Genomic DNA, 14,232 nt, shown 5'->3' on the forward strand with positions numbered 1-14,232 from the left:
CGCCCCCTAGAACTTCACATTCGGGGCGCCGCGCTCGGCTTCGCCCACCTCGAAATAGTCCTTGGCGGAAAACCCGAACATGTTGGCGATCAGCACAGCCGGGAATTGCTCCACGGCGGTATTGAATTCCTGGACCGCATTGTTGAAGAACCGGCGCGCTGCGGCGATCTTGTTTTCAAGGTCCGCCAGCTCGTTTTGCAGCGACAGAAAATTCTCGTTCGCCTTGAGATCCGGATAGCTTTCCGAAAGCGCGAAAAGCTGACGCAATGCACCGGAGAGCAGGTTTTCCGCCTCGGCCAGATCCTTCAGAGAAGAGGCATCGATCGCCGTTTGACGCGCCTTGATGACGCCTTCCAGCGTACCTTTTTCGTGTTCGGCATACCCCTTCACCGTCTCGACGAGATTGGGCACCAGGTCGTGACGCTGTTTCAGCTGGACATCAATATCGCCCCAGGCCTGATTGCAGGTCTGTTTGAGAGCCACCAGCCGGTTGTAGATCATCACCAGGATGAGCGGGATGCCGACAAAGACGACCAGAAGGATGATCCAGGATTCCATTTAAAAACGCTCCAGTTAGGGGGACTTGATCCCTTTTATTCCGATTTCGCCTGCGAGGCGAGGAATTCCGATCCACGCGGGGCAAAACGCAGCGACCGCGGGAAACCGCGCGGTGCCATCTTGCCAGCCTGGGCACGCTTGGCCGTCCACAGCTCCCAGTCATCGAGGTTGAAACGACGCCCGGCGCCATCCAGCCAGCTCAATCCATCCTCGGCATTGAAGATAGTCGCATCTGCCAGTTCCGCGCCCTTGCCACCCAACAGGCGCACACCTTTGCCGCGAGACATCATCGGAATTTCATCGGCCTGGAAGACCAGGAGTTTCTTGTTCTCACCGACCAGGGCGCAGCGATCACCCATTGCCGGAATGCACAGGAGCGCCTCGTCACCATCAACCAGATTGAGGATCTGTTTGCCGCCCTTCTTGGCCGCCATACAGTCCTTTTCGGCGATCCGGAAGCCGGTGCCCGCGCCAGAGGCGACCAGCAGCACCCGTTCCGGATCATATTTGAACAGACCGATCGGCGCGGCGTCCTCGGGCAGGTCGACATGCAGGCGCACCGGCTCGCCATGGCCACGTCCGCCCGGCAATTTGGACGCATCGAGCGTGTAGAACTTACCGTCCGTCGCGAACATCAAAAGCTTGTCGGTCGTCTCGCATTTCACCGCAAAGGCGGATTTGTCGCCTTCCTTGAACTTGAGGCCGGTGACGTCCGAGGAATGCCCCTTCAGCGCCCGCACCCAGCCCTTTTCCGAGAGGACGGCGGTAATCGGTTCGCGCACCACGAAGGCCTCGATGGAGGCGGCATCCGCCACAGCCGGCGCTTCGCCGAAATGCGTACGACGGGCACCCAGCTCGGTCTCCGGCCCGTAATACGCCTCGACCTCGGCAATCTCGCCATCAACCTTTTCCCATTGCAGGGTTTCCGAACCGATCAGGTCCTTCAGGGATTTGCGCTCACCGCGGAGCTTCTTGTCTTCCTCGCGGATTTCCAGCTCTTCCAGCTTGCGCAGGGCCCGCAGGCGCATGTTCAGGATCGCTTCGGTCTGACGCTCGGTCAGCTTGAAGGTCTCCATCAATGTCTCTTTGGGCTTGTCCTCGAAGCGGATGATGCGGATGACCTCATCCAGATCCGCGTAGACAATCAGATAGCCGGCCAGGACTTCCAGGCGGTCTTCCACCTTGGCCAGGCGTGTGCGCGCTCGGCGCACAACGACTTCGCGGCGGTGATTGACCCAGATACGCAGCGTTTCCTTCAGCGGCATGACACGCGGCGTTCCGGTCGGGTCGAGCACATTGAGGTTCAGCGAGATCCGGTTTTCCAGATCCGTCAGCTTGAACAGGCTCTCCATCATCATGTCCGGATCAACCAGCTTGGATTTCGGCTCGATGACAAGGCGAATATCCTCGGTGGACTCGTCAAGAATGTCGTCCACCAGCGGCAGTTTCTTGGCGTCCATGAGCTGCGCGATACGTTCGACCAGCTTGGACTTCTGCACCAGGTACGGGATCTCGGTGACAATCACGCGCCACATGCCGCGACCGAGATCCTCCTTCTCCCACTTGGCCCGTGTGCGGAAACCGCCGCGGCCGGTTTCATAGGCCTCGCGGATGCTCTCCGGGCTTTCGACACAGATACCGCCGGTCGGGAAATCAGGTCCCTTGACGTGAGTCAGCAACGTATCGGTGGTGACCTCCGGATCAGCGATCAAGGCACGGGCCGCCCCACAGATCTCGGCGGCATTGTGCGGAGGGATGGACGTTGCCATGCCCACTGCAATCCCGGTGGACCCATTGGCCAGCAAGTTCGGAAAAGCGCCCGGCAGCACGATCGGCTCGCTCTCGGAACCATCATACGTGTCCTCGAAATCGACCGTGCCGTTCTCGATATCCTGCAGCAGAAGTTCAGCCGCCTTGGTCAGGCGCGCTTCGGTGTAACGCATGGCGGCTGCATTATCGCCGTCGATATTGCCGAAATTGCCCTGCCCCTCGACCAGCGGGTAGCGCGCCGCGAAGTCCTGGCTGAGACGCACCAGTGCGTCATAGACCGACTGATCACCGTGGGGGTGGTATTTACCGATCACGTCACCGACGACACGGGCCGATTTCTTGAAGGCTGCATCCGGGTTCAGCTTGAGCTCGCGCATGGCGTAAAGCAGGCGGCGGTGAACCGGTTTCAGACCATCTCGCGCATCGGGAAGCGCCCGCTGGGTGATCGTCGACAGCGCATAGGCCAGATAGCGTTTCGAGAGCGCTTCATCGAACGCTTCCTCGATAATATGACCACCTTGAGGATCGAAATTCTCGCCCATGACCTGCACCTTTTTGATTCGCACCGGTCAGTATAGGTGATTTGCCTGTCCACACAGGCCTGGAGCGCAGGATTTGCCGGGGAAAACCCGGCTACAACCGCGCCACCCGTTCCAGCTCGTTGACCAAACGCTCGCGGGCATCCGGCAATTGTTTATCGACCGGCCACAGAACACGGCGTTCGAGGAAATAGCCGGTCAGGTCCAGTCCCTTGGCGATATCACCCTCACCGATCTGGCCCGTGCCACGCATAAAGGCCGGGAGCTCCAGCAGTTTGGCGACATAGGGCGCAGCTTCCTCCGCACAGACCGCACGGCCGGTGCGCGGGCTGATATGGGTGAGTTCTTCGGTTTCGCCTGTCACCGCGCATTTTTCCCAGTCCAGGCCATACCCCAGATCGGACAGCAGCCCCGCCTCCCAGCGCACATAGAGCGCCGGCCAGATATCGATATCCTCCAGCGCGGACAGGAAGACGCGGAAACCATGATAAACCGCTTCATGGGTCTCGCGTTCCGGCAGGGCAAGAATGGCCATGGCACAGGCAGAATTGAGCGCCGCCAGCGAGGTCCGGTCATCCATGACGATACCCGCGCCCAGCTCGTCCGGCTCGATCTGGAACTGGCCGAGATGTTCTGCCAGCCGCGCGCGCCAGTGCAGGCGCACCTGATTACCCGGTTGAAGAACCGGCCGCAGTGTGCGCGATCGCGCGCCCTTCACCAGACCGGCATGACGGCCATGCTCCAGCGTCAGCGCCTCGATGATGGCGCTGGTTTCACCATGCGGACGCACGGAGAGAATGATGCCGTTATCGGTCCAATCCATGGCGTTGTTCTAGGTGAGTCTCGTCACCAAGGCGAACGGCCTAGACGTCGAAGTCCAGTCCAACATCAGAATAGTGCCCGCGGCGGTTCATCCATTTCGGATCTACCTTCACATTGAGGAAGAGATGCACCTTGCAGCCCAGTACTTCCTCCAGCTCCTTGCGGGAGGCCTCGCCGATGGTTTTGAGCGCAGATCCGCCCTTGCCGATAACGATCGGCTTCTGGCTGTCGCGCTCGATGATGATGGACTGCTCCACCCGGATCGAGCCATCGCGCAGGCGTTTCCACACTTCAGTGTCGACCATGGAAGCGTAGGGCAATTCCTCGTGCAGGCGCAGATAGACTTTCTCGCGCGTGATCTCCGCCGCCAGGATGCGTGACGGCAAGTCCGCGACCTGATCTTCCGGATAATGCCAGACTCCTTCCGGCATCAGGCCGGACAGATGGGTTTTCAGCGTATCAACGCCATATCCCCGTTTGGCCGAGACCATGAAGACATCACTGTAACAACCTGTCTCGAAAAGGTTTTGCGAGATTGCGAGCAGGCGATCGCGTTCCAACAGGTCGATCTTGTTGAGCGCCAGGATCGCCTTGCCGCCCGTGCGTTTGAGCCCTTCGGTGACGCGCTCATCGTCCTCGATCATCTTGCTGTCACCCGACTTGCTCTCGCCGCGCGCCATGCGGTCGCGCGCGCTGGCATCAACGACGTGGATCACCGCGTCCGCATCGGCAACGCCGGCCCACGCCGCATTGACCATGGCCTTGTCCAGGCGGCGCTTGGGCGCGAACACGCCGGGTGTATCCACCAGCACGATCTGGCTGGGACCATCAATCGCCACACCGCGCACGGCAAAGCGCGTGGTCTGGACCTTGTGCGTCACAATGGTGACCTTCTCACCGACCAGTGCGTTTACCAGCGTCGACTTGCCGGCATTGGGGGAACCGATAACGGCGACAAAACCGCAGCGGAGTGGAGTATCAGCGGACATGCACGCCCTCCCGGGCCAATAGATTGGTTGCGGCTTCACGCTCAGCCGCCTGTTTTGACTTGCCTTCGCCGGTTTCCGGATCAAGCGGCGCGACCATGACCTCAACCGTGAAAATCGGTCGGTGGTCCGGGCCGGAGCGTTCTCTCAGATCATAACGCGGCTGGGTATAACCCTTCTTGGCCGCCCATTCCTGCAGCGCAGACTTGGCGTCCTTGGGCTTGTGTTTGAGATCCTCGATCTTGGATCCCCAGTGCTGGTCGTAAAAGGCCTGTACCGCCGGGCGACCGCCATCGAGATAAATCGCCGCGATCAGCGACTCGCAGGCATCGCCGAGGATCGAGGTCTTGTCGCGCCCCCCGCCCTTTTCTTCCGAGCGACCGATTTTCAGCGCAGATCCGATATCCACCTCACGGGCGACATCGGCGCAGGTTTCCTTGCGCACCAGCGAGTTGAGACGCGGCGCCAGCGCGCCTTCGTCAGCCCCCTCAAAGGCATTGAACAGGGCTTCCGCCGTCATCAGTCCCAGAACACGATCGCCAAGGAATTCCAGGCGTTCGTAATTGCGGTGGGTCTTGCGGCCTTCGCCGAAGCTGGAATGAGTCAGCGCGCGCTCCAGCAACTCCCGGCTCTGGAAGCTGTAGCCAATGCGCTTTTCAAGATCCGCGATCGGGTCAGACATCGGGCGCATTCTCCGGCACGGCTTCCAGCACCACAAAGGCCTGGGCCCAGGGGTGGTCATCCGTGATGGTGATATGGATGCGGTGCTTCATACCTGCTGGCGTCAGCGCTTGAGCTCGTTCCAGCGCCCGCCCCTTCAGCTCCAGTGTCGGCTTGCCCGACGGCAGGTTCACCACACCGATTTCCTTCCAGGACACACCACGCGCAATGCCCGTGCCCAGCGCCTTGGCGCCCGCCTCCTTGGCTGCGAAACGCTTGGCATAACTCTCCGCCCGGCGACGCCGCCGTTCGGACTTGGCCTGTTCAATCTCGGTAAAACAGCGCTGCACAAACCGGTCCCCAAACCGGTCCAGCGATCCCTGTATGCGCTCGATATTGCACAGATCAGAGCCGAGACCGATGATCACGTGTCCACCGCGCTTTCCTTGCGTGCCTCGACCATCAGGCCGCGCATAGTGGTGACCGCTTCGCGCAGGCCGCGGAAGATGGCTTCACCGATCAGGAAGTGACCGATATTGAGCTCGATGATCTCCGGAATAGCCGCGACCGGTTTGACAGTGTCATAGGTCAGACCGTGACCGGCATGGACTTCCAGCCCTCGCTTGTGAGCCTCTACAGCACCGGCCCGGATCAGTTCCAGGTGACGTTTGACCTCGGCCTCATCGCCCGCCAGCGCCGCCTCGCAATAGGCCCCGGTGTGCAGTTCAACAACGGCAGCTCCCATGGCTTCGGCGACGGCAATCTGGACCGGGTCGGGTTCGATGAACAGCGAGACGCGAATACCGGAATCGGCCAGCTGACGCACATAGGGCGCGATGTGATTATGGCCCGCAGCCACATCCAGCCCGCCTTCAGTCGTGCGCTCCTCGCGCTTTTCCGGCACCAGGCAGACCGCGTGCGGCTTGTGCCGCAGGGCGATCTCGAGCATTTCCTCGGTCGTCGCCATTTCAAGGTTCAGCGGCAGCTCGATCTCGGCCATCAGCCGGTCGATATCCCCATCCGTGATGTGACGACGGTCCTCGCGCAGGTGTGCGGTAATGCCGTCGGCACCACTTTCGGCCGCCTGGCGCGCTGCACGAACCGGGTCCGGGTGCGCACCTCCGCGGGCATTGCGGATGGTTGCCACGTGATCGATATTGACGCCCAGGCGTAAGGTCATTTCAGGCCACGGCTCCCGGGTTTGATGGCCGGAATGGCTTCCAGCTCCGGCGGCAGATTGTCCGGCTCGTAAGCGGGTACTTTATACTGGGTCAGTGAAATCAGCGGCACGCCGACATCGGCTTCGCCGGCAGAACGATCAACCAGGCAGCCTTCGGCAATGACCGTGGCGCCCGTGGCGTTGATCGCCTCGATGCATTCGCGGGAACTCAGACCCGTGGAGACGATATCCTCGACCACCAGGACCTTGTCATCACTGGAAAGTTCAAAGCCGCGACGCAGGGTGAACTCGCCGCCCTCGCGCTCCACGTACAGCGCCTTGAGGCCCATATGGCGTGCGGTCTCATACCCTGGGATCAGGCCGCCCACTGCGGGAGAGACGATCACGGTCGGCTGTTCGGTGAGCTCGGCCTTGAGCTTTTCCGCCAGCGCCTTGCACAGACGTTCGGTGCGCTCCGGTTCGGCAAAGACCTTGGCCTTTTGCAGGAAAACCGGGCTGCGCAGGCCCGATGACAGGATGAAATGACCTTCCAGCAGCGCGCCCGCCTCGCGGAACTCGTGCAATACTTCCTCGCGTGTCATTCCTCGTCCCACTCCTCTGTTTCGCCGCGCATGCGTTCAGCCGACACGACAATCTCGTTCATTTTCAGGGCAGCCAGCAGATTGGCCAGGTGCCGGGCGTCATACACCTCGACATCAAACAGCATCTCAAAGAAATCTGGTGCGCGGTGCAGCGTACGCACATTGGCGATATTGCCGCGGTTCTCGCCCACGGTCTGGGCCACCCGCGCCAGCGCGCCCGGCTCATTGTGAAGCACCGCCTGGATACGCGCCATGGAGACGGCGTTTTCTTCCGCCTCCGCGGTCCAGGCCAGGTCCAGCCACTCATCCATCTTGTCTTCGTCGTAACGCGCCAGCGTCTCGCAATCGATGGTGTGGATCTCGACCCCGCGCTCCGGCCTGAGCAGTCCGATGATACGATCTCCCGGCAGCGGCGAGCAGCATTCGCCGAAATGCAGCGTCACGCCCGGTGTCAGGCCCCGCCCGCGCACATAGAGCCGCGCCTTGTCATCATCGATCAGCTCGCGATCGGTGACATCCTCGCGCTCGTCCAGGCGTCCCGGGAAAGCGGCATTGAGCAAGTCCGCCGAGGTAATGCGACCGCGGCCCAGCGTCTCGTAGAGCTCCTCCACATCCTTCAGCTCCAGCCGTGCGATGGCGTCCTGGAGGTCCCGCTCGATCAGCGTACGGCCCTCGCGGCGGAAGGCGTGATCGGCCATGATCCGGCCAATGCGCGAAAACTCGTCGCGCTCGGACTCGCGGATGAGGCGGCGGATGGCGGCGCGCGCCTTACCGGTAATCGCCAGATTTTCCCAGCCGGCCGGGGGCTGACGCACCCCGCCCTTGACGATCGAGACCACGTCCCCATTGCGCAATTGCGTGCGCAGCGGACGTTCCCGGCCATTGATCTTGGCAGCAACGGTCGTGTGTCCCAGCTCGGTGTGGACCGCATAGGCAAAGTCCAGCGGAGTCGCGCCGGTCGGCAGCGAGATGAGATCGCCCTTGGGCGTGAAACAATAGACCTGGTCAGCGAACATCTCGAGCTTGGCATGCTCGAGAAACTCGTCCGGATCGCCACCCTGGTTGAGGATTTCCACGAAGGGGCGCAGGCGTTCCAGAGGGTCGCCACCGGCCGCCTGGGCCGCGTCCGGATCATACTTGTAGGTCTCGTTCTTGTAGCGCCAGTGTGCGGCGACACCGCTCTCGGCCACCGACTCCATTTCCTCGGTGCGGATCTGCAGCTCAATGCGTACGCTGTTCGGACCGATCACCGTGGTGTGCAGGGAGCGATAATTATTCGGCTTGGGCACCGAGATGAAATCGCGGAAGCGTTCCGGCACACAGCGCCAAGTCTGGTGAATCACGCCCATCGCCCGGTAACAGTCATCGGGATGCGGCACGATCAGCCGGAAGGCATAAATGTCGGCGATCTCGTCAAAGGTCAGCCCCTTGCGGTCCAGCTTGCGCCAGATCGAATAGGCCCGTTTCTGACGCCCGAAAATCCGCGCATCAATGCCGTAACTCATTAACAGCTCAGTGATCGCCTGGGAGACCGCAGCCACTTCCTCGGTATGCTGGTCGCGCACCAGTTTGAGACGCCGGGTGATGGATTCATACGCCGCCGGATTGACGTGTTTGAAGGCCAGGTCTTCCAGCTCGACACAGACGCGATTGATACCGATCCGGCGCGCCAGCGGCGCGTAGATTTCCAGCGTCTCCAGCGCGATACGCTCACGCTTTTCCGCCCGCCCGATGGCGTCCAGCGTCTTCATGTTGTGCAGGCGGTCGCACAGCTTGACGATCAGAACGCGCACATCGTCGGAGATCGCGACGACCAGTTTTTGCAGGTTCTCCGCCTGTTTGGTGCGTTTGGAGCGCAGCTCCATCTGGCCCAGCTTGGTAACGCCGGCGACCAGGTTGGCCACTTCCTCGCCGAACAGCTCGATCAGCTGTTCATGTGTGGCTGGCGTATCCTCGACCGTGTCGTGCAGCAGGCCCGTGCACACGGTTGCTACATCCATGCGCAGATCGGCAAGGATCATCGCCACTGCGGCGACATGAGCAAAATAGGGTTCGCCGGACTGGCGTCGCTGTGGCCGGTGCGCCTCTTCCGCAAAGTCATACGCTTTACGCACGTAGTCGCCGTCGACCTGCGGAAAATAGTTCCGGATACGGTCAACCAGCTCGTCCGCGCTGGGAATGGCGGGCGGCGGCGATGCCAGTTCGTTTGACGTCGCGCCCGAACTCAACGGAGCTTAAAGGCGGCCGTCAGGCGCGCCGTCCCGGTCAGCCTGGAGGGCTTTGAGCATTTCCGTCTCGTCCAGCTCGATGGCCGGCGCCGGCAGAGCTTCCATTTCAGCAGCCGGGGTCGGCGCTTCCGTGGTCTCTTCGTCGTCTTCCGACGGCAGGACGCGCTGCAGGCCGGTGACCAGGCTGTCTTTCAGCATGTCCATATCCAGCGTTTCGTCAGCGATTTCACGCAGGGCAACGACAGGGTTCTTGTCATTGTCGCGATCAATCGTCAGGGCGGAACCTGCGGAAATATTGCGAGCGCGATGCGCCGCCATCAGGACCAGACGGAAACGGTTCGGGATTTTTTCGATGCAGTCTTCGACAGTAACGCGAGCCATGCGCGCGATCTCCTTAAGCCAACGCTGAAGCTTGGAACCGCGTTACCTATCCCTGACGGCCTGCAATAGCAAGAGCGTGCGGACACGAATTCATCAGAGATTACAGCGCGACTTCCAGCCTGGATGTCGCAGCTACATCGCCCGCATCAAGTGCAGCAACCAGATCGTTAATATGACGCCCCCTGACGGGATCAATCCAGTCCGGCGCGATTTCAGCCAGTGGCAACAGGACGAAGGCGCGCTCATGCGCTCGCGGGTGCGGCAGGTCCAGTCGTTCATCCGAGCGTTCCAGGCCGCGAAAATCGATGATGTCCAGATCCACCGTACGCGAGGCCCAGCGCTTTTCACGCACGCGCCCGAAGACATTTTCGATGCCTTGCATGATGTTGAGCAGGCGCTCCGGAGACAGGTCCGTATCCAGCTCGATAACGCTGTTGGTATAGGCAGGGTCGATGGGATCCGGCCAGGCGGGGCTCGTCCAGAAAGACGATCGCGCGACAACCGGTCCAGCGAGCTTGTGCAGTTCGTTTGCGGCGGCCTCAAGCGTCTGCGCAGGCGTGGATCCCTCGCGGGCTAGATTGGCGCCCAGCCCGATATATACTCCGTTCGATTTCATATTTCGCTTTTCTATTTCAGCCATTTCCCAACCAGGCATTTTCCAGATGACATTCTACCCCGATGAACGCATCGGCCTTTTCATCGACGGCGCCAATCTGCACTCCACGACACGCGCCCTCAAATTCGATATCGATTTCAGCCGGCTCCGCAGCCATTTCGAGAAACAGGGCCGTCTGATCCGGGCGAATTACTACACCGCCCTCATCGATCAGGATGACTACAACCCTTTGCAGCCCCTCGTCGACTGGCTGGACTATAATGGCTACAGCCTCGTCACCAAGCCGGCCAAGGAATTCACCGACGACCAGGGCCGCAAGCGCATCAAGGGTGACATGGATATCGAGATCGCCATCGACATACTCGAGGCGGCTGACTATCTCGATCACATCATCCTGTTTACCGGCGACGGGGATTTCTGCCGGGCTGTGAAAGCGGCACAGGCACGAGGCGTTCGGGTAACGGTCGTCTCTTCGCTGAAAACCCGTCCGCCCATGATCGCGGACGAATTACGGCGCACCGCTGACACTTTCATCGAATTGCTCGATCTTGATCCCATGATCACCCGGGAGGCCTGAGCCATGACCAAACTCGCCGAAGCTCCGCTCGATTGCGATCTCTGCCCTCGCCTGGTCGAGTTCCGAGAGAAAAACGCCGAACTCTATCCGGACTGGTTCAATGCGCCGGTTCCTTCCTTTGGCGGCGAGGATGCACGTTTTCTCGTGGTTGGCCTGGCGCCAGGTCTGCGCGGCGCCAATCGCACAGGCCGCCCCTTCACCGGAGACTGGGCGGGCGATCTTCTTTACAAGACGGCCGGAAAGTTTGGTTTCACGACCGGAGAATACGCTTCACACGCCGATGACGGCCTGGCGCTGGTCGATGCGATGATCACCAATGCCGTGCGCTGCGTGCCGCCGGAAAACAAGCCGGTCGGCGCGGAAGCCAATGCCTGCCGCCCCTTCCTGACCCAGAGGTTTGCGCAATTACCCAACCTCAAAGCCGTGCTGGTGCTGGGCAAGATCGCCCATGACAACACGCTTCGGGCGCTGGGTCACAAGGTCTCCTCGGTGAAATTCGAACATGCCGGATCCGCCGACATTGCAGGGCCAAACGGAACGCTGCGCCTGTTCTCCAGCTATCACTGTTCGCGATACAATACGAACACAGGTCGGCTGACCGAGGAGATGTTCGACGCGGTTTTCAAACAGGTCCGCGATTATCTCGACGCCCTGCCCGCCGACTGATCGATCAGCGCGTCAAAAACCTTCGCCGCCGCCTCGAACTTGTCGCGACAACCTGGATTGCAAAAACCGACGACCCGGCCGCGATAGCGGGTCGGGCTGTCATCGCTGACCGGTTTGCCCGACCAGGGGCAGGTTGTGTTGATAACCTCCTTGATTTCACTGGCAGACATCATTTTCTCCACACCTTAACCAACAATATCGCTAGATATCGCGGGTTGTTTTTGGCACAAACGCCAACATGCCCACGTTTTCTGCCACACACACCTCTGAGCTCCGCCAGGAGCCTCGTCGCATCGCCTTTATCACCTATGACGGTGTGAAGATGCTCGACATTACGGGGCCCTTGCAGGTGTTTGCAGATGCCAATGAGATCCTGGGTTTTGAAGCCTACACGACGACGCTGGCTTCGCTTTATGGCGGCCCCGTGGAAACCGACACCGGTGTGGCCCTGAATACACGTCGTCTGGCTGGCGTCGGCCTGGACGATGCCGGCACGCTGATCGCCTGCGGCGGCAAGGGCGTGCATGATGCCTGTCGTGACAACCGTCTGGTCGGCGCCATCCGCCTGGCAGCCCAGAAATGCGGACGTGTGGGCGCGACCTGTACCGGCGCTTTCCTGCTGGGCGCATCGGATCTTCTGGATGGTCGCCGCAGCGTCACTCACTGGAAGGATTGTGATCGGCTAGCCGAGGCCTATCCGCAGACCCAGGTCGACCCGGATCCGATTTTCATCGAGGACCGCGGCGTGTGGACTTCGGCCGGCGTCACGGCCGGTATCGATCTGGCCCTGACCATGATCGAGCGGGATCATTCCCGCGACGTCGCCATGGAACTGGCGCGTCATCTGCTGGTCTATGTCAAACGCCCGGGAGGCCAGTCCCAGTTTTCCGAGGCACTGCAGCAACAGACCCGCACAGCCAGCGGCCGTTTCGGCGCCCTGCACCTTTGGATGAAGGATAATCTGGTCGCAGATCTGCGCGTTGAGGAACTGGCCAAGCGTGTCGGCATGAGCCCGCGCAATTTTGCCCGCATCTATGCCGATGACACCGGCCAGACACCGGCCCGCGCCGTGGAAATGATGCGGATCGAAGCGGCCCGCATCGCCCTGGAAGATCCCGAGCTGACGGTGAAACAGGTCTCTGTCCAGTGTGGCTTTGGCAGCGATGAACGCATGCGCCGCAGCTTCATCCGCCAGCTGGGCGTCTCACCACAGGCTTACCGGAACTCGTTTGCACTGAGTCAGTAGGCGCCCCTACCCCAGATTCTTCATCAGGCGGGCTTTCTGCTTGTTCCAGTCGCGATCCTTGATGGTCTGCCGCTTGTCGACGGTTTTCTTGCCGCGGGCGAGGCCGATGAGGATCTTGGCCATGCCGCGAGCATTGAAGAAGAGACGCAACGCGATGATGGTACGGCCTTCCTTGGCCACAGCGCCCTGCAGCTTGGCGATCTCGCGGCGTTTCAGCAGGAGTTTGCGGTGACGCCGCGGATCGTGATTGAACCGGTTGGCCGGGCCATAGGTCGGGATATCGGAATTGATCAGCCAGATCTCGTCATTTTCCGGACTTACATAGCTCTCGGCGATGTTTGCACGACCTTCGCGCAGGGACTTCACTTCCGAGCCTGTCAGAACCAGGCCGGCTTCGAATGTCTCTTCAATCTCGTAGTCGAAATTGGCACGGCGATTGATCGCTACCGCGCCGTCCTGTCGTTTGCTCATGCTTGATCCAGCAAGCCGGCAATCACCAGCGCCTCACGGACGGCGGCGTTGGAGGCTTCATTGGGTTCGGTCAGCGGCAGGCGCAGCTCGGAATTCATCACACCCAGAACGGACATGGCGTATTTTGTCGGGCCCGGGCTGGACGAGGTGAACAGCGCGTAGTGAAGCGGCAAGAGCTTGTCATTGATCTCGCGCGCCGTGTCCCAGTCACCCTTCAGGGTCGCGTCCTGGAACTGCGCGCACAGGGCTGGAGCGACGTTCGAAGTCACAGAAATCGCGCCTACACCGCCCGTGGCATTGAAACCCAGCGCCGTCGGATCATCACCGGAGAGCTGCACAAAATCATGGCCGATCAACCGGCGGTGGGCAGAAACCCGGCCCATATCGCCCGTGGCATCCTTGATACCGACGACATGATCCAGCTCCGCGATGCGCGCGACGGTGTCTGCATCAATGTCGACTACCGTCCTGCCTGGAACATTATAAACAATGATCGGCAGGTCGACGGCGTCATTGATCGCCTTGAAGTGCTGATAGAGCCCCTCGGCATTGGGTTTATTGTAATACGGCGCCACGACCAGCCCTGCATCAGCACCCAACTCCTTGGCGCGCTTTTGATTCTGGATGGCGACGGCAGTCGAGTTGGAACCGGTGCCGGCGATCACGGGAATGTGTCCGCCCGCCGTTTCGATTACAATTTCGACAACCCGCATGTGTTCTTCAAAGGTCAGCGTGGCGGATTCACCGGTGGTTCCGCATGGCACAAGGCCATGCGTTCCGGCTGCAATTTGACGTTCCGTCAACGCAACTACTTGATCTTCATCGACGGCACCGTTCTTGAATGGTGTGACCAGCGCGGTGATGGAGCCCTTGAACATGTCTCAATCTCGACTTCTGTTTGGTAAGCGGCGGACCATATCGACGCTTGAGCACTTGGCCAAGCGTTCTCGA

The 14,232-nt window shown here is 60.8% G+C and carries 17 protein-coding genes; 3 read left to right on the plus strand and 14 right to left on the minus strand.

Translation table 11 applies throughout. The features are described 5' to 3' along the window. Positions 1–6: 6 nt before the first annotated feature. The 11 genes from JJ889_RS12455 to folK all read right to left on the minus strand — a co-directional run bounded on the left by JJ889_RS12455 (position 7) and on the right by folK (position 10,321). Entirely contained in the window at positions 7–558 is a 552-nt protein-coding gene (locus tag JJ889_RS12455) for a LemA family protein (RefSeq protein ID WP_291895565.1), read from the minus strand. Positions 559–593: 35 nt separating this feature from the next. Further along, the gene (gene parC, locus JJ889_RS12460) at positions 594–2,870 is read right to left on the minus strand and encodes a DNA topoisomerase IV subunit A (RefSeq protein WP_291895567.1); all 2,277 of its coding nucleotides are present in this window, start codon (positions 2,868–2,870) and stop codon (positions 594–596) included. A gap of 91 nt (positions 2,871–2,961) precedes the next feature. Beyond that, entirely contained in the window at positions 2,962–3,690 is a 729-nt protein-coding gene (gene recO / locus JJ889_RS12465) for a DNA repair protein RecO (RefSeq protein ID WP_291895568.1), read from the minus strand. A 40-nt stretch (positions 3,691–3,730) separates the two neighbouring features. Next, positions 3,731–4,678: a GTPase Era gene (gene era / locus JJ889_RS12470; protein WP_291895570.1), complete on the minus strand. Its 948-nt coding sequence runs from the start codon at positions 4,676–4,678 to the stop codon at positions 3,731–3,733. Then, positions 4,668–5,357, minus strand: a complete 690-nt coding sequence (gene rnc, locus JJ889_RS12475; RefSeq protein WP_291895571.1) for a ribonuclease III — start codon at positions 5,355–5,357, stop codon at positions 4,668–4,670. The genes era and rnc overlap by 11 nt, the downstream gene beginning before the upstream one ends. Then, positions 5,350–5,763 (minus strand): holo-ACP synthase, encoded by a 414-nt coding sequence (gene acpS / locus JJ889_RS12480; protein ID WP_291895572.1) that lies wholly within the window; start codon positions 5,761–5,763, stop codon positions 5,350–5,352. Before acpS ends, rnc begins: the two co-directional genes overlap by 8 nt. Continuing rightward, on the minus strand, positions 5,760–6,515 hold the full coding sequence (locus tag JJ889_RS12485; RefSeq protein ID WP_291895573.1) for a pyridoxine 5'-phosphate synthase: 756 nt from the start codon (positions 6,513–6,515) through the stop codon (positions 5,760–5,762). The genes acpS and JJ889_RS12485 overlap by 4 nt, the downstream gene beginning before the upstream one ends. Beyond that, the gene (gene pyrE, locus JJ889_RS12490; protein ID WP_291895574.1) at positions 6,512–7,096 is read right to left on the minus strand and encodes an orotate phosphoribosyltransferase; all 585 of its coding nucleotides are present in this window, start codon (positions 7,094–7,096) and stop codon (positions 6,512–6,514) included. Before pyrE ends, JJ889_RS12485 begins: the two co-directional genes overlap by 4 nt. Next, positions 7,093–9,210 (minus strand): bifunctional (p)ppGpp synthetase/guanosine-3',5'-bis(diphosphate) 3'-pyrophosphohydrolase, encoded by a 2,118-nt coding sequence (locus JJ889_RS12495; RefSeq protein ID WP_291895575.1) that lies wholly within the window; start codon positions 9,208–9,210, stop codon positions 7,093–7,095. Before JJ889_RS12495 ends, pyrE begins: the two co-directional genes overlap by 4 nt. A gap of 120 nt (positions 9,211–9,330) precedes the next feature. Then, positions 9,331–9,705, minus strand: coding sequence for a DNA-directed RNA polymerase subunit omega (gene rpoZ, locus JJ889_RS12500; protein ID WP_291895577.1), 375 nt, complete (start codon positions 9,703–9,705; stop codon positions 9,331–9,333). A 100-nt stretch (positions 9,706–9,805) separates the two neighbouring features. Then, positions 9,806–10,321, minus strand: coding sequence for a 2-amino-4-hydroxy-6-hydroxymethyldihydropteridine diphosphokinase (gene folK, locus JJ889_RS12505; protein ID WP_291895579.1), 516 nt, complete (start codon positions 10,319–10,321; stop codon positions 9,806–9,808). Between the two features lie 46 nt (positions 10,322–10,367). Between folK and JJ889_RS12510 the strand changes: the two genes are divergently transcribed. Together JJ889_RS12510 and JJ889_RS12515 are read left to right on the plus strand one after the other, a co-directional pair. After that, positions 10,368–10,898 carry an NYN domain-containing protein gene (locus tag JJ889_RS12510; RefSeq protein ID WP_291895581.1) on the plus strand — a complete coding sequence of 177 codons (531 nt, stop codon included), beginning with the start codon at positions 10,368–10,370 and terminating at the stop codon, positions 10,896–10,898. A 3-nt stretch (positions 10,899–10,901) separates the two neighbouring features. Then, positions 10,902–11,564: a uracil-DNA glycosylase gene (locus tag JJ889_RS12515; protein WP_291895583.1), complete on the plus strand. Its 663-nt coding sequence runs from the start codon at positions 10,902–10,904 to the stop codon at positions 11,562–11,564. On the opposite strand, the gene JJ889_RS12520 is transcribed toward JJ889_RS12515, so the two are convergent. After that, positions 11,537–11,737, minus strand: a complete 201-nt coding sequence (locus JJ889_RS12520) for a glutathione S-transferase (protein WP_366940109.1) — start codon at positions 11,735–11,737, stop codon at positions 11,537–11,539. The two genes, JJ889_RS12515 and JJ889_RS12520, sit on opposite strands and share 28 nt — an antisense overlap. A 65-nt stretch (positions 11,738–11,802) precedes the next feature. Here JJ889_RS12520 and JJ889_RS12525 point away from each other — a divergent pair, with 65 nt between their 5' ends. Then, positions 11,803–12,810 carry a GlxA family transcriptional regulator gene (locus JJ889_RS12525; RefSeq protein WP_291895586.1) on the plus strand — a complete coding sequence of 336 codons (1,008 nt, stop codon included), beginning with the start codon at positions 11,803–11,805 and terminating at the stop codon, positions 12,808–12,810. 6 nt (positions 12,811–12,816) lie between these two features. On the opposite strand, the gene smpB is transcribed toward JJ889_RS12525, so the two are convergent. Both smpB and dapA read right to left on the minus strand, forming a co-directional pair. After that, a complete protein-coding gene (smpB, locus tag JJ889_RS12530) occupies positions 12,817–13,281 on the minus strand; it encodes an SsrA-binding protein SmpB (RefSeq protein ID WP_291895588.1) in 465 nt (154 codons plus the stop codon). Beyond that, the gene (dapA, locus tag JJ889_RS12535; RefSeq protein WP_291895589.1) at positions 13,278–14,159 is read right to left on the minus strand and encodes a 4-hydroxy-tetrahydrodipicolinate synthase; all 882 of its coding nucleotides are present in this window, start codon (positions 14,157–14,159) and stop codon (positions 13,278–13,280) included. Before dapA ends, smpB begins: the two co-directional genes overlap by 4 nt. Positions 14,160–14,232 lie beyond the last annotated feature (73 nt).

The organism is Maricaulis sp. (assembly GCF_017643475.1).
Taxonomy (GTDB): Bacteria; Pseudomonadota; Alphaproteobacteria; order Caulobacterales; family Maricaulaceae; genus Maricaulis.